The organism is Pseudomonas putida, assembly GCF_026625125.1.
Classification (GTDB): domain Bacteria; phylum Pseudomonadota; class Gammaproteobacteria; order Pseudomonadales; family Pseudomonadaceae; genus Aquipseudomonas; species Aquipseudomonas putida_X.
Genome location: NZ_CP113097.1, coordinates 2,317,551 through 2,337,500 on the forward strand (window position 1 = coordinate 2,317,551; position 19,950 = coordinate 2,337,500).

The 19,950-nt window shown below is 60.7% G+C and carries 19 protein-coding genes; 7 read left to right on the top strand and 12 right to left on the bottom strand.

The annotated features are described in order from the left end of the window. The first annotated feature begins 9 nt into the window (after window positions 1-9). Window positions 10-1,749 carry an acyl-CoA dehydrogenase family protein gene (locus tag OSW16_RS10665; protein WP_267822900.1) on the top strand — a complete coding sequence of 580 codons (1,740 nt, stop codon included), beginning with the start codon at window positions 10-12 and terminating at the stop codon, window positions 1,747-1,749. Here the strand turns inward: OSW16_RS10665 and OSW16_RS10670 are convergent. Continuing rightward, window positions 1,730-2,740: a formylglycine-generating enzyme family protein gene (locus tag OSW16_RS10670; protein WP_267822902.1), complete on the bottom strand. Its 1,011-nt coding sequence runs from the start codon at window positions 2,738-2,740 to the stop codon at window positions 1,730-1,732. The two genes, OSW16_RS10665 and OSW16_RS10670, sit on opposite strands and share 20 nt — an antisense overlap. Then, a complete protein-coding gene (locus tag OSW16_RS10675; protein WP_267822904.1) occupies window positions 2,737-4,407 on the bottom strand; it encodes an arylsulfatase in 1,671 nt (556 codons plus the stop codon). Before OSW16_RS10675 ends, OSW16_RS10670 begins: the two co-directional genes overlap by 4 nt. Window positions 4,408-4,658: 251 nt before the next feature. Here OSW16_RS10675 and OSW16_RS10680 point away from each other — a divergent pair, with 251 nt between their 5' ends. Continuing rightward, a complete protein-coding gene (locus OSW16_RS10680) occupies window positions 4,659-6,050 on the top strand; it encodes an alginate export family protein (RefSeq protein ID WP_267822907.1) in 1,392 nt (463 codons plus the stop codon). 36 nt (window positions 6,051-6,086) lie between these two features. Next, window positions 6,087-7,292, top strand: coding sequence for a 3-(3-hydroxy-phenyl)propionate transporter MhpT (gene mhpT, locus OSW16_RS10685; RefSeq protein WP_267822908.1), 1,206 nt, complete (start codon window positions 6,087-6,089; stop codon window positions 7,290-7,292). An 80-nt stretch (window positions 7,293-7,372) separates the two neighbouring features. Here mhpT and OSW16_RS10690 read toward each other — a convergent pair whose 3' ends face one another. Together OSW16_RS10690 and OSW16_RS10695 are read right to left on the bottom strand one after the other, a co-directional pair. Then, window positions 7,373-7,882: a nucleoside deaminase gene (locus OSW16_RS10690; RefSeq protein ID WP_241806441.1), complete on the bottom strand. Its 510-nt coding sequence runs from the start codon at window positions 7,880-7,882 to the stop codon at window positions 7,373-7,375. Window positions 7,883-7,915: 33 nt separating this feature from the next. Beyond that, window positions 7,916-9,250: a nucleobase:cation symporter-2 family protein gene (locus OSW16_RS10695; RefSeq protein ID WP_241806440.1), complete on the bottom strand. Its 1,335-nt coding sequence runs from the start codon at window positions 9,248-9,250 to the stop codon at window positions 7,916-7,918. A 185-nt stretch (window positions 9,251-9,435) separates the two neighbouring features. Between OSW16_RS10695 and OSW16_RS10700 the strand changes: the two genes are divergently transcribed. Both OSW16_RS10700 and OSW16_RS10705 read left to right on the top strand, forming a co-directional pair. Further along, the gene (locus OSW16_RS10700) at window positions 9,436-10,350 is read left to right on the top strand and encodes a LysR family transcriptional regulator (protein WP_267822911.1); all 915 of its coding nucleotides are present in this window, start codon (window positions 9,436-9,438) and stop codon (window positions 10,348-10,350) included. 98 nt (window positions 10,351-10,448) lie between these two features. After that, the gene (locus OSW16_RS10705; RefSeq protein WP_267822912.1) at window positions 10,449-10,604 is read left to right on the top strand and encodes a hypothetical protein; all 156 of its coding nucleotides are present in this window, start codon (window positions 10,449-10,451) and stop codon (window positions 10,602-10,604) included. A gap of 46 nt (window positions 10,605-10,650) precedes the next feature. On the opposite strand, the gene OSW16_RS10710 is transcribed toward OSW16_RS10705, so the two are convergent. From OSW16_RS10710 to OSW16_RS10725, 4 genes are all read right to left on the bottom strand, one after another. Further along, window positions 10,651-11,655: a hypothetical protein gene (locus tag OSW16_RS10710; protein WP_267822914.1), complete on the bottom strand. Its 1,005-nt coding sequence runs from the start codon at window positions 11,653-11,655 to the stop codon at window positions 10,651-10,653. 2 nt (window positions 11,656-11,657) lie between these two features. Further along, window positions 11,658-11,924, bottom strand: coding sequence for a YkgJ family cysteine cluster protein (locus tag OSW16_RS10715; protein ID WP_267822916.1), 267 nt, complete (start codon window positions 11,922-11,924; stop codon window positions 11,658-11,660). Between the two features lie 6 nt (window positions 11,925-11,930). After that, window positions 11,931-13,595 carry a hypothetical protein gene (locus OSW16_RS10720; protein WP_267822918.1) on the bottom strand — a complete coding sequence of 555 codons (1,665 nt, stop codon included), beginning with the start codon at window positions 13,593-13,595 and terminating at the stop codon, window positions 11,931-11,933. Between the two features lie 211 nt (window positions 13,596-13,806). Then, complete coding sequence (locus tag OSW16_RS10725) at window positions 13,807-14,679, bottom strand: helix-turn-helix transcriptional regulator (protein WP_267822920.1); 873 nt, start codon at window positions 14,677-14,679, stop codon at window positions 13,807-13,809. 119 nt (window positions 14,680-14,798) lie between these two features. Here OSW16_RS10725 and OSW16_RS10730 point away from each other — a divergent pair, with 119 nt between their 5' ends. Beyond that, window positions 14,799-15,056 (top strand): hypothetical protein, encoded by a 258-nt coding sequence (locus OSW16_RS10730; RefSeq protein ID WP_267822922.1) that lies wholly within the window; start codon window positions 14,799-14,801, stop codon window positions 15,054-15,056. Window positions 15,057-15,065: 9 nt separating this feature from the next. On the opposite strand, the gene OSW16_RS10735 is transcribed toward OSW16_RS10730, so the two are convergent. The 4 genes from OSW16_RS10735 to OSW16_RS10750 all read right to left on the bottom strand — a co-directional run bounded on the left by OSW16_RS10735 (window position 15,066) and on the right by OSW16_RS10750 (window position 18,762). Continuing rightward, a complete protein-coding gene (locus OSW16_RS10735) occupies window positions 15,066-16,055 on the bottom strand; it encodes a 5'-nucleotidase (protein ID WP_267822925.1) in 990 nt (329 codons plus the stop codon). Window positions 16,056-16,132: 77 nt separating this feature from the next. Continuing rightward, entirely contained in the window at window positions 16,133-16,786 is a 654-nt protein-coding gene (locus OSW16_RS10740; protein ID WP_267822927.1) for a hypothetical protein, read from the bottom strand. Continuing rightward, window positions 16,783-17,484, bottom strand: coding sequence for a hypothetical protein (locus tag OSW16_RS10745; protein ID WP_267822929.1), 702 nt, complete (start codon window positions 17,482-17,484; stop codon window positions 16,783-16,785). The genes OSW16_RS10740 and OSW16_RS10745 overlap by 4 nt, the downstream gene beginning before the upstream one ends. A gap of 117 nt (window positions 17,485-17,601) precedes the next feature. Next, window positions 17,602-18,762, bottom strand: a complete 1,161-nt coding sequence (locus OSW16_RS10750; protein WP_267822930.1) for a GIY-YIG nuclease family protein — start codon at window positions 18,760-18,762, stop codon at window positions 17,602-17,604. A 129-nt stretch (window positions 18,763-18,891) separates the two neighbouring features. Between OSW16_RS10750 and adhP the strand changes: the two genes are divergently transcribed. After that, window positions 18,892-19,902, top strand: a complete 1,011-nt coding sequence (gene adhP, locus OSW16_RS10755; protein ID WP_241806437.1) for an alcohol dehydrogenase AdhP — start codon at window positions 18,892-18,894, stop codon at window positions 19,900-19,902. Window positions 19,903-19,950: the final 48 nt, after the last annotated feature.

Below are 19,950 nucleotides of genomic sequence, written 5' to 3' on the forward strand. Positions count from 1 at the left end.
AGGACGCCCATGGCCTGGAAGGCTCCCCTGCAAGACATGCAATTCGTGCTTGAGCATTGGCTCAGAGCCGACCAAGCCTGGCAGCACCTGCCGGCCTACGCCGACGTCGATCTGGAACTGGCCCTGCAGGTGCTGCAGGAGGCCGCCCGTTTCAGCGAACAGGTTCTGGCGCCGCTGAATGCTTCCGGCGACCGCCAGGGCTGTCGCCTGGAGCAGGGCAGGGTGCGCACGCCGGACGGCTTTGCCGCAGCCTATCGGGCCTACGTGGACGGCGGCTGGCCGGCGCTGGCCTGCGAGCCCCGGTTCGGCGGCCAGGGCTTGCCATTGGTACTGGATGCGGCCGTTCAGGAAATGCTCTTTGCCAGCAACCATGGCTGGACCATGTACACCGGCATCGCCCATGGCGCCTACCTGTGCCTGAAGGCCCATGGCAGCGCCCAATTGCAGGCGCGTTACCTGCCCGGCATCGTCAGCGGCGCTAGCCTGCCGACCATGTGCCTGACCGAGCCACAGGCCGGCAGTGACCTTGCCTTGCTGCGCTGCCGTGCCGAACCGCTGGGCGATGGCAGCTACGCCGTTACCGGCAACAAGCTGTTCATTTCCGGCGGCGACCACGACCTGACCCGCGACATCCTGCACCTGGTGCTGGCGCGTTTGCCCGATGCCCCGGCAGGCAGCCGCGGGCTGTCATTGCTGCTGGTACCCAACGGCCTGGAAGGTGATGTGGGCAATGGGGTGCAGTGCGATGGCCTGGAGCACAAGCTGGGCATTCGCGCTAGCGCCACCTGTGCGCTGCGCTTCGAGGGGGCCAGAGGCTGGCTGGTCGGGCAGGCCCACGGTGGGCTGGCGGCCATGTTCGTGATGATGAATTCGGCCAGGCTGCATGTTGGCCTGCAAGGGTTGGGGCACGCCGAAGCGGCCTGGCAACTGGCCCGTGACTACGCATGGGAGCGTCGCCAGATGCGCGCCCCCGGGCATTGGCCGGGGGCTGCTGCCGACCCCATTCACCTGCACCCTGCCATGCGCCTTGCGCTGCTGGAGTTGCGGGTGCGTAGCGAAGGCATGCGCGCCTTGGGCTACTGGACGGCGCACTGGCTGGATGTGGCCGACGCCTCTGCCGACCCTGCGCTGCGCGCCAAAGCGGCGACGCTGGCGGCGTTGCTGACGCCCATCGTCAAGGCAGCGTTCACTGACTACGGTTTCAGCCTGTCGAGCAAAGCGCTGCAGGTGTTTGGCGGTTACGGCTACACCTGCGAGTTCGCCATCGAGCAGGTGCTGCGCGACAGCCGGATTGCGATGATCTACGAAGGCACCAACGAAATTCAGGCCAACGATCTGTTGTTGCGCAAAGTGCTGGGCGATGGCGGTGAAGGTTTCGCGCTGCTGCTGGGCGAGCTGCGCGCGGAGGCTGTTGCTGCCCCGGGCGCAGCGGCCGAGGCACTCGGCGTGATCTGCGACCGGTTGCAAGGGCTGGTTGCCACGCTTGAGCGCAGTGCGGCGCACAGCGTGGAATACCCCTATCGCGCGGCGGGGGCCTTCCTGCAGGTGTGCGCCACGGCGCTGCAGGCCTTTGCCTGGGCCCGCACCGTTCGCTGCCTCGACGCGTTGCCGGCCGAGGCGCCGCTACGGCGTGAGAAACATGAAAGCGCCACCTTCTTTTGCAGCTACCTGCTGCCTGACTTCGACCGGCAAGTGGCCGCTGTCGAGGCGGCCGCCTGCCCATTGCCTTTCATTGCCGAACCGTTCTGAACCCCACGTGCGAAGTCGCGATAAAGACCGGCTGGGGCTGGCGCGCCGAGGGCCGGTAACGCATGCACAGGTCCGCTGAGCACAGGTGCGATCCGCCTTTGATCACCACCACCGGTACGCCGGGTTCTGTCGGGTCGTAGCTTTCGCTCAAGGCGGGGCCGGGCGGGTCGAGGGCCGCGTCGCGTCGCGCATCGTGGCCCGGGCGGTAACCGGTGCGGGTCAGCTCCCAGACATTGCCCCCTGCATCGAACACACCAAACCGGTTGGCCGGGAAGCAGCCCACCGGTGAAGTACCGCTGAAGCCGTCGGCGGCCGTGTTGTTGTAGGGGAACTGGCCCTGCCAGGTGTTGGCCATCAGCTTGCCCTTGGGCAGTTCAGTCTTGCCCCAACTGAAGTCGGCATCGTCCAGCCCGCCACGCATGGCGTATTCCAGTTGCGCTTCGCTGGGCAGTGCACGGCCCGCCCAGCGCGCGTAGGCCTGGGCATCTTCCAGTGTCACTTGCACCACCGGGTGGTTTTCCAGCCCTGCCAGGTCACTGCCAGGGCCTTGCGGGTGTCGCCAGCTAGCCCCCGGCACGAACTGCCAGCCGGGAGCGAGCACCTTCGGCCCTTGCTGGAACACCATAGCGCCCGGCACGCGCAGCGTGTCGGGCAGGGTGGGGTCCGCCTCGGCGCTGATGCCCCGTTCGGCCTGGGTACGGTAGCCGGTAACGGCCACGAACCGGGCGAACTGGGCGTTGGTGACCGGGTGCCTGTCGACCCAGAAGCCCGACACCTTTGCCGCATGTGGCGGGCCTTCTTCATCGTAGAAACGGTCGGAGCCGAAGGTGAAGGCGCCCCCCGGCAAGTGCACCATGCCATCTTGCCTGCCGGGTAAGCCGCTGTAGCCCTCGCACAGCAGTACCGGCGCCGGGGCGTGTGGCCAGGCGCCGTAGGCCACGGCGAGCAAGCCAGCGGCGAGCAGCGCGCAGCCGGCTACCCGGGCCATCATGGTTTGCTGGCCAGGGGCATGGCGGGGCTTGCGGGGCGCCCGTCAGCGTCGATGGCGATGTTGCTGCGCTGGGCATAGGCCTTCCAGTCGCGCAGCAGGTCGCCCACCTGCTGGGGGTGTGCAGCTGCGATGTCATGGTGTTCGCCGGGGTCTTTGCTCAGGTCGTACAGGTGCCAGGCCGGGGTGCTGTCGGTGGCGTCCCACAGCAGTTTCATCGGCCCCTTGCGCAGCGAGGCGCTGCCGTTGATTTCCCAGCCCAGCGCTTCGTCATGGGCGTGGATCCGCGTGTCCTTGCCTTGCAGGTAGTCCAGCGCCGAGGTGCCCTGTGGCGGCACGATGGCGCGGTCGCGGTAGCTGATGCCGGGCATCGGCGCGCCGGCCAGTTGCAGCAGGGTCGGCATGATGTCCCTGACACTGGCCATCTCATCGCTGCGTCCGGCCTTGATGCTGGCCGGGTGGTAAACGAAGGCAGGCACGCGGATGCCGCCCTGGTAGGTGGTCATCTTGTAGCGGCGGCTGGGCAGGGCGCTGACTTGCGCCCAGGCCGAGCCGATCATCAGGAACGAATCACGCCGGCCGTAGTTGGCCAGGCGGTTATCGAAGTGTTCCTTGATCCAGTTGGGGTCGACGCGGGTGGCATTTTCCGGCCCGTTGTCGGACATGAACAGTACCAGTGTGTTGTCCAGCTCGCCGGTTTGGCGCAGGTGATCGACCAGGCGTCCGACCTCGGCATCCAGGGCCGACACCATGGCCGCGTACACCTCCATGGTGCGCGCCGATTGCCGTTGTTGCTGTTCGCTCAGCGTGGCCCAGCCCGGTACACCTTCCAGTTGCGGCTCGAGGGGGAAGTCTGCTGGCACCAGCCCGGCCTTGCGTTGGCGCGCCAGGCGCTCGCGGGCAATCACCTCATAGCCCTGGTCGTAGCGGCCGCGGTATTGCGCCAGGTATTTATCCGGTGCCTGCAAGGGCCAGTGCGGCGCAGTGTAGGCGGCAAAGGCAAAGAAGGGTTTGTTGCTGGCCTTGCCATCGTCGATGGCGGCGATGAGGCGGTCGGTGAACCAGGTGGTGGAGTAGAAGTCGTCAGGCAGTTCGATGGGGTCGCCATTGTGGCGGAAGGTCGAACTGTAGTTGGGCTGCAGCGCCATGTTGGCCTGCTTGAAATGCGCGGCGCCGCCTTCGAGCAGCACGTAGGCCTGGTCGAAGCCGCGGTTCTGGGGCTGCTGCGCAGGCTGCATGCCCAAGTGCCATTTGCCGGAGATGTAGGTGCGGTAGCCAGCATCGTGCAGCAGTTCTGCCAGGGTCGCGACGTTGCTGCCCAGTACCCCTTCGTAACCGGCGCGCACCGCAACGCCGGCCGGCAAGCGCTTGCGTGCTTCGGCCATCATGCCCAGCCCTGCCAGGTGCGGGTCGTTGCCAGACATCAGCATGGCGCGGGTAGGGGAGCAGCTTGGCGCCGCGTGGAAGTCCAGCATCAGGCGGCCGTCGGTCAGCAACTTGTCCAGGTTGGGCGTCTGGATTTCGCTGCCCAGGGCCGACAGGTCAGAGAAGCCGAGGTCATCGGCAACAATCAGCAGAATGTTTGGTTGTTTAACGGTTGGCGTGGCCATGGCCTGGCTGGTGCCAAGCATGAGCAGGCCGAGAGCGGCAAGGGATTTGAGGCAGTTCATCAGAGTGCTCTTTTTGTTTTTTGTTGGGGGTCGTGGCGGCGTGCCCGCAAGGTAGAGAGCCCGCAGCACTCATGTTAACGGCCATAACGGCGACTGCGCAGGCGCCCTGGGAAAAAGCGTTCGATAAACGAACGGTGGATTTGGGCCAATGTCAGGTAGTTTGCATCCCCCTATTGACGGCAAGATGGTTAACAAAAATAATCGTTAACAGAGTTATCCAATTTCATAAAAACAAGTAAAGGGAAATTCTGATGACCAGGCCGTTGAACCGGTGGTGGGTGCCCGTTGTACTGCTTTCCATAGGCCAATGCGTGCAGGCGGCCAGTCCGCTTGAACAGAGCCGGCCAGGCCGGCCCGGTGCGCCTCGCTGGGTCGAGGACTATCGCTTCCTGGATGCCCCGGCCAAGGCCAGCGACCCATTCGATGGGGTGCGCTACCATCGCTTGTCCGAGTCGGCCTGGCTGCAGCTGGGGGCCGAAGCCCGTTACCGGGCCGATGTATTCAACAAGCCATTTTTCGGCTTGCGCGGGTTGAACGACGACTCCTATCTGATGCAGCGCTTGCAGGCGCACGCCGACCTGCATCTGTTCGATGATGCTGTGCGCACGTTCGTCCAGGTGGAGAACACCCGGGCTTTCGGCAAGGACCTGTACTCCCCCAACGATGAAAGCCGCAATGAAGTGCGCCAGGCCTTCGTCGACTTCAATCATGACGTTGCCCAAGGGCGCTACACCACCCGCATAGGCCGCCAGGAGATGGGGCTTGGCGACCAGGCGTGGGTCACCTACCGGGACTCACCCAACATCCGCCTGAGCTTCGATGGCGTGCGCGCCAGCCTCAACCTCAAGGACGGCCGCAAGCTCGATGCCTTCGCGTTTCGGCCGCTCAAGACCGGCGAGGACAGCTGGGACGACGGCAGCAACAATGCGGTGAAGTTCTATGGCCTGTACGGTACCTTGCCGCTTACGGCAGCCTGGAACATCGACCTGTTCGCCTTCGGCCTGGAAACCGATGACCGCAGCCTGGCGGGTGAAGCAGGCGATGAACAACGCTATACCTTCGGCACGCGGTTGTTCGGCCGCCAGCAGGCCCTGGACTGGAGCTGGAACCTGGCCGGGCAGACCGGCCACCTGGGCAATGCCTCGATCCGTGCCTGGGCACTGTCCAGCGACACCGGCTACACCTTCGCCCACCCCTGGCAGCCGCGGTTGGGCATGCGCATCGACGCCGCCAGCGGTGACCGCGAACTGGGCGATGGCAAGGTCAACACCTTCGACCCGCTGTTCCCGCGCAATGGCGTTTATGGCGAGGCCAGCCTGACCACCTTGAGCAACCTCATCGTGGTCGGGCCGACGTTGGGCTTTTCACCCTGGCGTACCTTGCGCTTCGAGCCGGGCGTCTTCGAGGTGTGGAAGCAGCGTGCAGAAGACGGTGTGTACATGCCTGGCATGAGCATGCTGGCCAACACCCGGGGCACCGGGCGCCATGTGGGCACCATCTACCGCGCCAACACCCGTTGGTTGGCGACACCCAATCTGACCCTGGACGTCGACCTGAAGTACTACGACGTCAGTTCCGCCATCAAGGACGCCGGTGGGGAAGATTCTTCGTTCATCTCGTTACGTGCCACGTTCAGGCTTTGATCCCAACCCAACGCATAACAACAAAAGGGCCTACCCATGCGTGATTCATCCTCGTCCTCAAGCAAGCCGGTGCTTACCATCGGCCTGTGTTTTCTCGTAGCACTGCTCGAAGGCCTCGACCTTCAGGCGACCGGCATCGCCGCACCACACATGGCCAAGGCGTTCGCGCTGACCCCGGCGATGCTTGGCTGGGTGTTCAGCGCAGGGCTGCTGGGGTTGTTGCCCGGCGCCTTCATCGGGGGTTGGCTCGCCGACCGGCTGGGCCGCAAGAACATCCTGATCGTGGCGGTGCTGCTCTTCGGTGGCTTTTCGCTCGGTACTGCCTTGGCCGACAGCTACGCCTCACTGCTGGTCGCACGGCTGATGACGGGGCTGGGGCTGGGGGCGGCGTTGCCCATCCTCATTGCCCTGGCCAGTGAGGCGGCGCCCGAGCAATTGCGCAGCACCGCGGTGAGCATCACGTATTGTGGCGTACCCCTGGGCGGCGCCATTGCTTCGATCATCGGCATGGCGCCGTTGGGCGAAGACTGGCGGGTAGTGTTCTATGTGGGCGGTATCGCGCCGATCGTCATCGCCCTGGTGCTGGTGGTATGGCTGAAAGAGTCCCAGGCGTTTCGGGCGCAAACCGGTGAAAAGATTGCCGGCCAAGGCATGCTGGCCCAGCTGTTCGGGCCTGGGCATGCAAGCCGCACCTTGCTGCTGTGGGTGGCGTGCTTCTTTACCCTTACCGTGTTGTACATGCTGCTCAACTGGTTGCCGTCGTTGCTGATCGGGCAAGGTTTCAGCCGCCCGCAGGCTGGCATGGTACAGATCCTGTTCAACCTCGGCGGTGCGGCGGGCTCGTTCCTCACCGGGCGGATGATGGACAAGGGGCATGCTCGGCGCGCAGTGTTCATCGCCTACATCGGCATGCTGGCAGCGCTGGCGGGGCTTGGCCTGTCGACGAGCTTTGCGTTCATGCTGGTGGCCGGTTTCGTTGCCGGCTATTGCGCCATCGGCGGCCAACTGGTGCTGTACGCACTGGCGCCGACCCTGTATTCGACGCAGGTTCGGGCCACGGGGGTGGGGGCTTCGGTAGCCATCGGGCGCTTGGGTTCGATGGCCGGGCCGTTGGCGGCGGGGCAGATTCTGGCCGCCGGGACGGGGGTGGGTGGGCTGCTGCTGGCAGCCTCACCGGGGCTGGTGGTGGCTGCTGTGGCGGCACGCGCATTGCTGGCCAGGCGTAACCGCCAACCGCAGTGAGCCGGGCCGCGGCCGGTTCAAGCTGCCAGGCAGCTCGGTGAGCCTGCCTGGCGCTTCTTGGGCTCAGTCAGTGCCCATGCTCATTTCCAGAACCCTTTGTGCGCCGCAGCGGCTTCGTCCTCCAACAGCGGGCCGTGCACGACGATCTCACGCTGGCCGCGGGCGAACACCTCGCGGCATGGCAAGGAAAACGTCGGGTTTTCCGGGTGGTCCCCGGTCAGTTCGAGCAGCGTATGTTCCGACAGCGCATACACCACCCGGCCGATGCCGGTCCAGTACACGGCACCGGCGCACATGCAGCAGGGTTCAGCGCTGGTGTAGAGCGTGCAGTTGGCCAGTGCTTCGGCTGGCAGGGCTTTGGCAGCCAGGGCTGCGGCGACCAGTTCGGCGTGTTGGGTGGGGTCGCCTTCGGGCGGCATGGAGTTGTTGCCAGCGCTGGCGATCACCCGGCCTTGGGCATCGGCGACAATGGCCGCAAAGGGGTGACGACCGCGTGCTTTGGCCTGCTCTGCCAGGCGCATCGACTGGCGTAGCAGGTCCAGGTCCAGGGCGGACAGGTCGGCGGCGGCAGGTGTGTGGAGAGTGGTCATGGTTGCTCCTGGGATCGGCAGGGGAAAAAGGGCTCACTTGGCCACGCTGGCATCGGCGCGGTCCGGGTCAGTGGTCTTGGTGTTGTTGAGCAGCAGATTGAGCGTGATCGCCGTGATCGCGCCGAGGAAAATACCGCTCTCCAGCACCAGCTTGAGCGGGCCGCTCAGGTGCTGGAACAGCCCGGGGAAGGACATTGGCAATACGCCGATGCTGATCGAAACGGCAACGATGATGCCGTTGCGGGTGCCTTCGAACGGTACGCGGGAGAGCGCCTGGATCCCGGCCACCGTGGTCATGCCGAACATGACGATGGCGCAGCCGCCCAGCACCGGCGTGGGCACGGCAGCGATCAGCGCGCCCAGTTTCGGAAACAGCCCCATCAGCACCATGATTGCGCCGGCGGCGGCCACCACAAAGCGGCTCTTGACGTTGGAAAGCGCGATCAACCCGGTGTTCTGGGTGAAGGCGTTGTACGGGAAACTGTTGAACAGCCCGCCGAGCATCGTCGATAGCCCGTCTGCGCGGAAAGCGTCGCCCAGTGTGGTGGCGTCTGTGGGCTTGCCGACCAGTTTGCCGATGGCCAGGCAGTTGCCGGTGGTTTCGGCCATGATCACCAGCATGGCCAGCACCATGATGAGGATTGGCGTGGTAGAGAACTGTGGCGCACCGAAGGCCATGGGCGGGCTCAGCTCGAACCAGGCGGCTTGGCTGACTTTGCCGAAGTGCGTCATGCCGAAGGCTGCGGCCAACAGGCTGCCGCCCAACAGGCCGAGCAGCACGCTGAGGTTGCCGATAAAGCCTGAAAAGCGTGCATGAATCAGCAGCGTGATGGCCACCGTCGCGATGCCCAGCAACAGGTTGGCGGGGGCGCCGAAGTCCGCCGCGCCCGGGTCGCCGCCCCCCAGCCAGATGGCCGCTGCAGGCATCAGCGAAATACCGATGATGGTGATCAGGCTGCCGATCACCACCGGCGGGAAGAAACGCAGCAGCCGGCTGAACAGCGGCGCGAGGGCGATGGTGATAGCGCCGGCAGCAATCACCGCACCGAACACCTCCTGCAGGCCGAACTGCTTGCCGATCATGATCATCGGTGCCAGCGCGATGAACGAGCAGCCCTGGATCAACGGCAGGCGCGCCCCGAAGCGCCAGAAACCGAGGGTCTGGATGAGGGTGGCGATACCCGAGGTGAACAGGTTGGCGTTGATCAGCGTCACTACCTGCGCCTGGGTCAGGCCCAGTGCGCTGCCGAGGATGAGCGGCACGGCGACCGCGCCGGCATACATCACCAGTACGTGCTGCAGGCCAAAGGTGAACAGTTGGCGCAGCGGTAATACTTCGTCTACAGCGTGGACCTTGCATGGGCTCATGGCGTGAATCTCCTGAAGGTGCGGCTCTTTTCGTTGTTATCGGCGCCTGGAGTGACACGCAGCGCAGGGTTTGAACAGGGCAGCTGCAAGCGTGGTCGAGGCCGATGATCCGGCGAAACAAACGATGGAACAAATGAGTAACCATCGTTAGCATCGATGGATCACGGGGTAGGCAGGGGGTAGGGATGCGTTTTTCGCTGGAGCAATTGCAGGTGTTCGTTGCCGCGGTACAAGCGGGCTCGTTTTCGGCAGCGGCGCGGCGCCTGGGGCGTACGCAGTCCACCGTCAGCGCTGCAATCGCCAACCTGGAAACCGACCTGGGCGTGGCGCTGTTCGACCGTAGCAGCCGCATACCGGCACTGACCGCCGCCGGGCATAAACTGCAGCTGCGAGCCGAGGGCATCCTTGAGCGTTGCTACGCCCTGGAGGGCAGCGCCGACAACCTGGCCCAGCAGGCCGAGCCTGCGCTCACGCTCGCCATCGAGGTGCCGTATGGTTCACTGATCCCGGTGTTCAAAGCGTTCGACCAGGCCTTTCCCTTCGTCGACTTGCTGATTCGTCACCCGGTGCACGGCGATGTCAGCGAGATGGTGCATAAAGGTGAGGCAGACCTGGGCATCGCCTTTTCCCAGCCGGGCTACCCGCCCGTATTGGCCTTCCAGCAGCTGGGCAAATTGATCATGGCGCATGTCTGCCACGCTACCCACCCGCTGGCGCAACTGCAAACCTGCACCTTCGCCGACCTGCACGCCCACCGCCGGCTGGCCTTCTTCGCCCACGCCCAAAAGCTGCCCAGCAGCGAATACCTGCGTACCGCCCAGCTCTGGCAGGCCGAGAGCTACCTGGCGTTGGTGGAGATGGTGCGCGGAGGCCTGGGGTGGGCGACCCTGCCACGGCAGCTGGTGCAGCGGGAGCTGGACGCCGGGGAGTTGATCGAGCTGCAACTGCAGGCCTATCCGCACACCGACTGGCTGGTCGGCGTGGACCTGCTGTGGCATCAGCAGCACCGGCCGGGCAAGGCTGCCCTGTGGTTGCGCGATTGCCTGCAGCGTACCAAGGTGTTCGAGCTGGACCGGCGCGGCATGCCTACCACTTTGTAGGCGGCATGTGCTGGGCCTGCCAGGTGCGCTGGCCTGCTGCCAATGATTGCGATGTCGTCTAGATTACAACCAATCTCTCCACCGCAAGGAGTGCCCTCATGGCCAAGTTGAAAGCGTTGATTGCCGCTGTAACGTCTGTGGCAGTGCTAGCGTCGTCGGGCGCTGCGCTCGCCGACCCGGGTAACGGCAAAGGCAACGGTAATGGCAGCTTCGAGCACCGGGCTGGCGGCAAGGACGTCGATTTCAAAGGCTGACCAGGCGCGGATACGCCGCCTGATCAATGCCCGCATCTGTGGGAGATCAAGCGGCAAGCTTGCCGCGAACCTCCTGAGCATGCTCCAGCTCTTTGTGGACGCTGTCCTGCAGGACCACGTCCTTACCGTTCTTCTTGCCGGCCAGGGCGCTCTGTACCAGCTGGGTCAGCAGTTTTACTAGCATGATGTTGTTGGACAGCAGATCTTTTTCATCCTGGCTGAATGCGTTGTAATCAGTGGTGCGCTGAACCAACTGCTCCAGGCTGGTAACGTGTTTCACGTACAGGCTGAATGTGATGGTCAGTTCACCAATGACTTTGTCGCTGATGAGCTTGAGCTTTTTCAGGTAAACAGTCGATTCCTTGATCAGGTCGACAGTCTTGTTCACTTCCTGGCGGATCTCTTCGGCCTTTTCGAGGCTTGAGTTGCCCTTGGCATTGAGCAGCAAACCACCTACGGCAATCACCGGGCCCGCCACTGCACCGCCCAGTACCATCGAGCCCAGTGCCATGCCGCCGCCACCTGCAGAAAGCGCGCCGCCGCCCAGGGCCGCGAGCGTGGCGTTGTAGGCAGCAACGCCAGACAGCGAGCTGATTGCCGTGCCGGTCGACGCCACCCCCAGAGCCATGGTGCCACCGTAGGCGGCAAAGCCTGCAAGTGCGCCAGCGCTTGCAGTCAGTGCCGAGCTGCCGAGAAGGTCGATTGCGGAAATGGAGATTTCCTTGATCTGATCCAGATCGTGCTTGTCGAAGCGGATGTCCTCGCCGTGAAACTCTTTGAATTGGGGCTTGTTCTTGATTTTCTCGTAGGCGGATGCAAAACGTCCGAAGCTACGGCTGATATCGAGCTTGAGTGCACCCAGCGCCTCAAGCGATTGCTCAGTGTTCTTCTGGTCACCGTCAAGTTGTTCGCGGGCGCGGTCATAGCGCTCCTGCGCGTCGGCGACGATGCCTTTGGCTTCGGAAATTTTCTTGGCGCCTTTCACGCCGCCGGCGATCCCGGCTCCACCCGCGACTACAGCTGCACCGATCAACAGAAACGGTAATGGCATCTCTAACGTGTCCTTTTGCTTTTGAGAGTTTCACAGGCAGCCTGATTGAGCACATGGAACTGCGCTCGGCTCATGTGGCTTGCGTAAATGTGGTCGTAGCTGTCGTCGATCCGGCACTTGAGCGGTCGTTGCTCATAAATGCCGCAGCGGCTGCTGCCCTTGTCGTAGTGGCGGCAAACCCCTGTGCCGTCGTCCAGGTCGCTGTACAGCGGCTGCCCTGCCAGGTTCTGGCAGCACAGCCCACAGGCATCGCAGTTGAACCGCGACATTGGCGCTCAAAACACCAGCACAGCGTCTTTGTCGTTCATGAAGTCGTCCAAGCCTTTGCGATCTTGGTAAGGCATGTCGATTTCGCAAGTCGCCATGGCACTGAACAGTGCGTCATTCAGGTCGGCATGGGTTTGTGCCAGCACCAGGCTGGCATTGACCTTCTGCAACGTGGCCAGCTGGTCTTGCAACTGCTGGAAGTCAATGCCCGCGAGTTCGGCGGTATAGGCTTCCAGGCGCTGATTGACCAGCTTGTAGTAGTCCAGCGTGTGATCCAGTGTCGACTTGAGGCCGTTGGCGAACTCGACAATCCGGTTCACCAGCGGCGAGTGGTCGATGAAGTACAGCAAGGAGATGTTCAGCAAGCCGCTGGCCAGCGCGCCGACGAAGGTGGAAAGTATTTCTCCCAGCACTGGAACCTGCATGCCAGGCACTTTGGCGATGGCTTCTTGCACCAGCACTCCGGTACACACCGACACGCCGGTTGCTACGATCTTCGAGACTGCGCGCAGCAACTCACCGAATGGCAGCCGCTGGGGGTTGAATACCAGCGTGCGCACCGCTTCAAGGATGGTTGCCCAGGATTCACGCAGGATCTTGGCGACGTTCTTGGCCGTGGTGAAGAAGATATTGATCAAGGTGGTCATCACTGACGACAGCACGCCAGCGAGCAGCCCGTCCTTGAAACGTGTCAGCAGTTCACCGCGCCGGGCCTGTACGCCTTCAAACGCTGCCTTGCAGGCATTACCCAAGTGCTGCAGGAAGAGGCCGAGGTCAAAGTTGCCTTTCATGCTCTGCAGAATGTGCGGCAGTTCCTGGCGTAGCGCATTCCACGCTTCGATCAGCACCAGGCCGAGCGTTTCCCGGGCGCCCATGCGGACCCCTTGGTTGAGGCTGGCACTGGCAGTGTCGGCCAGGAATGCAGTGCTGGTGTAATAACTGTTGGCCAGTTCGCGCTCATAGGCTTCACGGGCGATCCGGTCTCTTTCACGCAGTTTGCCCGGGTCGACGGCGTCGAGTTTCTCAAGCTTGTTCAACGTTTTGCGTTCTTTATCGGTCAGGCCCACACTGCGCTGCTTCGATTGAAGATCGCTGATTTCAGCCTTGCGTTGCGCTTCGTTCTGGTCGAGGTAGCGAATGAACTCGTCAGCGCTCTTGTCCTTTTTCGATGTATTGACAGACCCATCGGTGGCGTTGAGGTTACTGCGCTGATTGGCCAGTTCTACACCATCACGGTTTGCCAGAACCCGCGCACGGTCGTCGTGGATCTCTTTCGCCGAGATAGTGTGGTCGCGATGTACATCGGCGTTCGGCGCGAACGTCTTGCCCGTATAGGCATCCTGCAGCGTGCCGGATTGCTTGCCAGCTTTGTACTCTCGGCCTACCTGTATGTAAGTGTCGGTGGAGTGGTAAGCCGCGCTGTCATAATCGCCGCGCGCCGCATAAGCCGCCTCGTTCGCTGCGGATGCATAGCCAACGGTCTCGTCGCGCACGGTATGCAGGGTATCTACATGGCCACCACGTCGATCGTTGGCCAACAGGAAGTCCAGGCCGAATGAAGTGAGCAGGCTTTTGATGACGACTTGCTCGTACTGGTGCACAAGCGTTGCGCCTACATCGGGGGTGGCCTGGTGGACGGCTTGGGCCAAGGGATCCACGGCGAGTTGGGTCATCAAACATGCTCCTTGCACGAATAGGGCGTCTTGCGGCGATTGGCAGATGTACCTGAATCGGAACGGAATATAGCGAAGTGCCATCTTTGGTTCAAGGCGCGGAGCAACTACTACGATATCGTGGTTGAAGTCACGTGACCTCAGGCGGTGGCTACCCCGCTGGCACCGCCGTGGCCAGTTCAGAAGAATGGCTAACTAACCCGTTGCTCATTCACAGGTACAGCCAAGGCCTCAACGCCTCCAGGTTTTTCACCACGATCTGCTGCGCCGATGCCTTGGGCTCAAGCTTTTTCGGGTCGATCTGATAGCGCTGCAGTACATAGCCCACCAGTGCGCAGCGGGTCGGGATCACCAGCTCACCGGCCTGCATACCCAGGTCAATTTCGATAATGGCCTTCTGTTCGGGGTTGAGACGGGAGTCTGGCTCGATGATCACATCGATCATGGTGTTCCATTCCTCATCGTCATCGATCAGGTGCTCGCTCATGCGCTCGAACTCTGGTACGCCCCTGAACCTGCTCAGCACAAAATCCCGGTACTTGCGATTCTTCTCGCAATACGCGCGTACGTGCCAGCGCATGCCGGTGTAGACCAGGGTGTGGGGCGAAATCAGGCGTATTTCCGGTACCGGGTTGGCCAGCGACACGTATTCGATAGAGAGCACTTCATTGTTACGGCAGGCCTTGAGCAGAGGGCGCAGCACGTCCGGGCGAATCGTCCTGTCGGGTACTTCCAGCACCTTGGTGTGGGCATACGCCAACGCCAATCCCTCCACATGCGGCGCCCGCGAGTGGGTCTGATTGAGTAATTGCAGATAGGCATTGGCACTGTCATCGATGAACAGCGGCTTGAACTGCCTGCCGGGTACATAACCCTTCAGTTGCTTGTCATATGTAAGGTTTTTAGGCGCATGCTCACTGATGTAGGTATTGATGTCCTTGGAGGCCTGTTGGCGGCTTATGCCGAAGCTCTGCATCAAGTGCCCCGTGGTCAGCCGGCCCTCCCACCAGGCTACGGTTTCGATCAGGCGATAGCGAAGTGCCAGGTCCCAGCGGACCTGGTTTATTTGCTGAGTGCGTTTCATGGCCCATCCATGTGTGCGAATTGTTTACCTGTATAAGTCTACAATCTATACGTGTAAGAAATCACTACATATCCTTTGGCTGTCTTCGAAACAAACTGACTTGGTAAAAGGATTGAACAATGGCTACGACGGATATGATTTGGGCAGCGGCGCTTTTGATGATGCTGGTGATTTCGGTGCTGCTGTTGGCCCAATACCTGAAACTGCAGGAAGTGTGGGAAACCCTCGTCAATTGCCGTACCACCCTGCGTTGGGCGCGGATTCAGCAATCGGAAAACAAGGAGCTGCGTTCTGCACTGCGCGCGCACCAGGCGCATGTCGACCAATTGCAGCGCAAGGTGACCCTGCTGCAAGCGCTGGTTCCTGAAGGCAAGTAGATCTGGCCTTTACTCTGCGGTGCTGTCGAGTTCGGCAAGGTTCACTGGGTGCTCGGCAACCTCGACACCCACCGCCCTGTTCGCCACTCCGAATGGCACATGCACCATCGGCAAATCCCCTGCGGCCGACATCAGGTGGCTGCGCTGATCATCGAAGAACATGTGTGGCTTGAGAATCGACAGCACCCGGTCTTTCTCCATGCCTCCGAGAAAGAACGATTCATCCGGCGAAACGCCCCAGTTTTTCAAGGTCGTCACCCCACGTTCATGCGATGGGGCATTGCGCGCAGTGACGATGGCGATGCGCAGGATGCGCTTGTACGCCGGGTCGAGCGCCAGTTTCTGGTCTTCAAGCGTACGAATCAGCGAAAGTTTGCGGTACAGATCCGCCAGGGGCCCCGGTTGGTGCGGTATGGCCTTGTGCGCATGCTCGTGGGCCTGAAACTCAGTCAGGTCCTGGCGCTGCTTGTACACGCTTTCGGCTTCGTCATCGGCGATCACGCCGTCGAAGTCGAAAGCCACCCGTAATTCGGTATCGATCTCGTCATCGTAGATCTTGCTCGGCAACACCAGGCCGGCGGGATAGTCGGCGTCGATGGCGCGCTGCACGTCCCCTTCGTGGGCGCTTAGAAACAGCGAGGCGTTGAAGGCCGGGATGTATTCGTAGGGCGAGCGGCCGGACATGAACGCGGCGCGGGTGATGTCCAGGCCGTAATGGGCGATGGAGCGGAACACCCGCAGGCCGGTTTCGGGTGAGTTGCGCGAGAGCAGCACCACTTCTACGGGCAACTGCTCGGGGAACGCTTTGTTGATGCTCAGGAAGCGGCGGATGAAGGGAAACGCCACACCTTTGGGAAAGGGTACGTCAAGGTTGGCCTCCTGGTGCAGGCGGTAGGCTTCCACGCCATCTGCCTGATAGATATCGTCCGAGACGGTCAGGTCGAACAGTGCACTGGAAGCGACGCCGACGACGAGTTTCTGTTCGATGGGGTAGGGCATGGGGAACCTTCGGCTGCATGAGAGTAAGGATGCCGGGGGTTAGACAAGGCTATTCCGCCCAAAGAGTTGACGCCCAGCTATTCTGCTCGGTAATGATCTTCGTGATTAATCAGTGGCGAGTATTGCACCACCTTTTGCAAGGTCTTCAAAAGCTCTTCGCCTTTGTCAACGTCTGCAAGCAGTCGTGTAACCGGCGTGGTTATCAGGCTGCGCACGTCCTCTAAAGTGTTGAGCCCAGCAACACGCAAACTGTAAGTCCACCAGTCTGGTTGGCCTGTGTTTGCTGGCCAGCGGAAGAGGCGGGCACAGCCATTAGCCAATTGGTTCATTGTTGAAGGGATCATTTCATAACATGGGAAACCCATGTACTCCATCGTATTTGGATCCGTTACACTGTCCCAGAAACTGATATGCAGGAGTGGCTCATCAATTGAGCCAGCTTCAGGGCTATCGCAGAAGATGCTGAGCTGTAAACTCAGGAAGGCAGTGGCGTCGTCCTTGTTGGCAGGGGCGAGTGGCACAAACCAGACCATATCGGAATACACCCAACCGGCCCCGATGGTTTTGTATCGACTGCTCCATTTTCCGGGTGCCAAACCCAGTGCACGGGCGGCTGACGGCAACTGCTCGCTGATCTCTTGCCGGATCAATTGAGCAAGGGCTTCGCATTCTTCGCCCACTTTAGATACGTAGTTGAATGCCTCTGCGATTGTTTGGCCGACCGTTTTCATAAGTGCGCCTTGAAGTTGGAAACCGATGAAAAGAAAAGTGGCCCAACGGGCACTGATAGCGATGGTTGCTCAATTGAAGAGAAACCGCGGAATGTGGGTACTCTAACCAGCGAAAAAAACGCCATCACCTGATGACGCCACAATGTGAAGCCGTCGTTGGCTGACGGAGCGCTGCGGTTGAGTATGGTCATCACATCGAACCAGTTGCGTGCTAGCAGCTTTCCTTGCCATACGTCCTGTCGGGCACATGCGTTGTGCGCTTCGGCGGAATCCAGGCCGATGAAAAGGTGATACGCGCTCATTTGCTCTTCTGGTGTAAGAAAACGCTGCCATTGGTTATGTAGTTGTGCTTCACCGCTCAGCGGTGCACGCCATTTGAACTCTACCAACAGGATTCTTGTTTCCTCACCCCACCAAAGCTTCACATAAAGGTCTGGCTCAATATTACAGCGCTTTGGCCAGAACTCCATTTGTGCTCGCGTGGGGGCTGTTGAAGGAAATGAGATTTCAGGGTTGTAAAGCTTGATCAATGCCTCCCAAAACGAGACGATTGTGGTTGCGTCAAGGAATGCGAGTGGCCCCATGATGAGTGAAGTAATTTCATCTTCAGCACTGATTCGGCGCTCTTCAGGATCGTCTCTGATGCCAAGATAGCGCTGGAAAAGGAGTGATTTTTTCTGATTGAAGGCATGTAGCACTACGACCTCCAGAGTAAGTCGATTCTAGGGGCACCGGTTTGGTCGATAGTGGGCCGATCGACAACACCTGGCAGCAATGATTTCACCACAACTTCAGCTGCATATGCAATGAGTCGATCAGTCGAATTCCAGTTTGAGCTGTTGAGCCGTTAGGGTATTTGGCGTAACACTTTTAGGTAGAGGTATTGTTTTAAGTTCCGTATGCTTTTTGGTGAATGCTTTTTTATCCTTGCGCTTACTATTGTTGATATGCGAGCGGTTAAACAGCCCACTCCAAAGGGCACGGCCAAGTTCAGCTGTTTCCTCTTCAGTAAGGTCATCGATGAAAGATCGTCCTACATGAGATTGATACGCCGGGGGTAGAGGGTATCTTTCTGCGTGCTCGTCAAGCATAGCACGGTAAATTGCGCTTTTACCCTTGGATTCCCAGCTTTGCTCGAGACCCTCCATGTCTTTACGGATCGAAAAGCAAGCTTTTTTAAATAGAGAGCAACTCTGCGTAGATGTGCATAGATTTGCACCGGCCCAAATTTTTCTATTGTCAGCGGTCAGTCGAGAGATTTGGAGAATTGAGTCAATGAATGAGGCGGGGGTGTCCGGGCTAAAGAAGATTTCATAGTGGTTGCTGTGATCGCTGGTCTGTAATCTGACGACCCCAATGAGGTGGCGCGTCATTTCTTTAATGATTGCTCTGAAGCTTCGGGCGTTATGTGTGTTGCTGCAAAGTGCTCTGATTTGATTGCTCAGTCCTTCGAGGAAGCTTTGGAAGGCCTGTTGTCTTATGACGCCATTCTCAGTGATCGGCTTAATAAGCTTATGGTCGATGGCTTGTAGGCTGTAACCATCTCCCATCTTTACACAGGCTAATGTTTTAAGGGATTCCACCATGCCGTCGTAGCATTCTTCTGCGAACCACTCCGTTTCCCCCTTGGCGAATTTTTTCTCCGGGAGTGGCGTATTGTAATCCGCGTACAGTGTTTTTAACATGGTCTCCAAATCAGTCGCATCTTTGCGGTTGTCAGTGCGGAGAGTAAAAGAACGCTTTAAGCAAAAGGGGCCGCACTCTCGGTTGAGGTCGTTGACACGACGTTTGAAGTCGCTGGAAATTCCCATTTTGTAAGAAATGCCATTTGTTCTAACGAGAATATACAAAAAGTGCTTGCCTAACATTGGTTTGTCCATAAATAGCGAGGCGGCATTGTGTATTGAGTCTGGCTGCAGCGCAAATGCGAGGTTGGCGTATATGCATTTCAGCGCTAAGCAGGCATAACCACCCATTAAAGCCCAGCTCAATCTGCTTCGCTGTCCTATCGTGCAAGATTCTGACCTGCAGCAAGTCCTCCGGCCAAACCACCACTATGCTGAACGCTCCAACTCAAGCTCACTCAGGTAACCAAGGAGGCATTCATGAAAGCTGCAGTTGTGGCCAAAGGGCAACGCGTGGACGTGGTGGAAAAAACCCTGCGCCCGCTTGCCCACGGTGAAGCGTTGCTGAAGATGCAGTGCTGTGGCGTGTGCCACACCGACCTGCACGTCAAGAATGGCGATTTCGGTGACAAGACGGGTGTGACCCTCGGCCACGAAGGGATTGGCGTGGTGGTGGAGGTAGGCCCGGGCGTCACGTCGCTCAAGCCGGGCGACCGCGCCAGCGTGGCGTGGTTCTTCCAAGGGTGTGGGCACTGCGAGTACTGCAACAGCGGTAACGAAACGCTGTGCCGTGAGGTGAAGAACTCGGGCTATACCGTCGACGGCGGCATGGCCGAGGCGTGCATCGTGGTGGCCGACTACGCGGTGAAGGTGCCTGACGGGCTCGACTCGGCTGCCGCCAGCAGCATCACCTGCGCCGGTGTGACCACGTACAAGGCGGTGAAATCGTCCAACATCCGCCCCGGGCAGTGGCTTGCGGTCTATGGCCTCGGCGGGCTGGGCAATCTGGCCCTGCAGTATGCGAAGAATGTCTTCAACGCCCGGGTCATCGCGATTGACGTGAACGATGAGCAGCTGGCATTCGCCCGTGAGATGGGCGCCGACCTGGTGGTCAATGCGCGCAGTGAGGATGTAGCCAAGGTCATCCAGGCGAAAACCGGCGGCGCGCAGGCGGCCGTGGTGACGGCGGTGTCGAAAAGCGCGTTCAATTCTGCAGTCGATGCGCTGCGTGCCGGGGGGCGGCTGGTGGCGGTCGGGCTGCCGCCAGAGGCCATGAGCCTGGACATTCCGCGCTTGGTGCTCGATGGCATCGAAGTGGTCGGCTCATTGGTGGGTACCCGCCAGGACCTGGCTGAAGCCTTCGAGTTTGCCGCGCAAGGCAAGGTGGTGCCGAAGGTGACGTTGCGGCCGATCGAAGACATCAACGCTATTTTCGAAGAGATGCTGGAAGGCAAGATCAAGGGCCGCATGGTGATCAACTTCGCGGATTGAGCAGTGCGCTGTCAGGGGCATGGGGCGGGTCTTCGGCACTGCTTGGAC

Coding starts and splice junctions, on each gene's coding strand:
- OSW16_RS10665 (WP_267822900.1), top strand. CDS start 10: ATGGCCTGGAAGGCTCCCCTGCAAGACATGCAATTCGTGCTTGAGCAT.
- OSW16_RS10670 (WP_267822902.1), bottom strand. CDS start 2,740: ATGATGGCCCGGGTAGCCGGCTGCGCGCTGCTCGCCGCTGGCTTGCTC.
- OSW16_RS10675 (WP_267822904.1), bottom strand. CDS start 4,407: ATGAACTGCCTCAAATCCCTTGCCGCTCTCGGCCTGCTCATGCTTGGC.
- OSW16_RS10680 (WP_267822907.1), top strand. CDS start 4,659: ATGACCAGGCCGTTGAACCGGTGGTGGGTGCCCGTTGTACTGCTTTCC.
- mhpT (WP_267822908.1), top strand. CDS start 6,087: ATGCGTGATTCATCCTCGTCCTCAAGCAAGCCGGTGCTTACCATCGGC.
- OSW16_RS10690 (WP_241806441.1), bottom strand. CDS start 7,882: ATGACCACTCTCCACACACCTGCCGCCGCCGACCTGTCCGCCCTGGAC.
- OSW16_RS10695 (WP_241806440.1), bottom strand. CDS start 9,250: ATGAGCCCATGCAAGGTCCACGCTGTAGACGAAGTATTACCGCTGCGC.
- OSW16_RS10700 (WP_267822911.1), top strand. CDS start 9,436: ATGCGTTTTTCGCTGGAGCAATTGCAGGTGTTCGTTGCCGCGGTACAA.
- OSW16_RS10705 (WP_267822912.1), top strand. CDS start 10,449: ATGGCCAAGTTGAAAGCGTTGATTGCCGCTGTAACGTCTGTGGCAGTG.
- OSW16_RS10710 (WP_267822914.1), bottom strand. CDS start 11,655: ATGCCATTACCGTTTCTGTTGATCGGTGCAGCTGTAGTCGCGGGTGGA.
- OSW16_RS10715 (WP_267822916.1), bottom strand. CDS start 11,924: ATGTCGCGGTTCAACTGCGATGCCTGTGGGCTGTGCTGCCAGAACCTG.
- OSW16_RS10720 (WP_267822918.1), bottom strand. CDS start 13,595: ATGACCCAACTCGCCGTGGATCCCTTGGCCCAAGCCGTCCACCAGGCC.
- OSW16_RS10725 (WP_267822920.1), bottom strand. CDS start 14,679: ATGAAACGCACTCAGCAAATAAACCAGGTCCGCTGGGACCTGGCACTT.
- OSW16_RS10730 (WP_267822922.1), top strand. CDS start 14,799: ATGGCTACGACGGATATGATTTGGGCAGCGGCGCTTTTGATGATGCTG.
- OSW16_RS10735 (WP_267822925.1), bottom strand. CDS start 16,055: ATGCCCTACCCCATCGAACAGAAACTCGTCGTCGGCGTCGCTTCCAGT.
- OSW16_RS10740 (WP_267822927.1), bottom strand. CDS start 16,786: ATGAAAACGGTCGGCCAAACAATCGCAGAGGCATTCAACTACGTATCT.
- OSW16_RS10750 (WP_267822930.1), bottom strand. CDS start 18,762: ATGGGTGGTTATGCCTGCTTAGCGCTGAAATGCATATACGCCAACCTC.
- adhP (WP_241806437.1), top strand. CDS start 18,892: ATGAAAGCTGCAGTTGTGGCCAAAGGGCAACGCGTGGACGTGGTGGAA.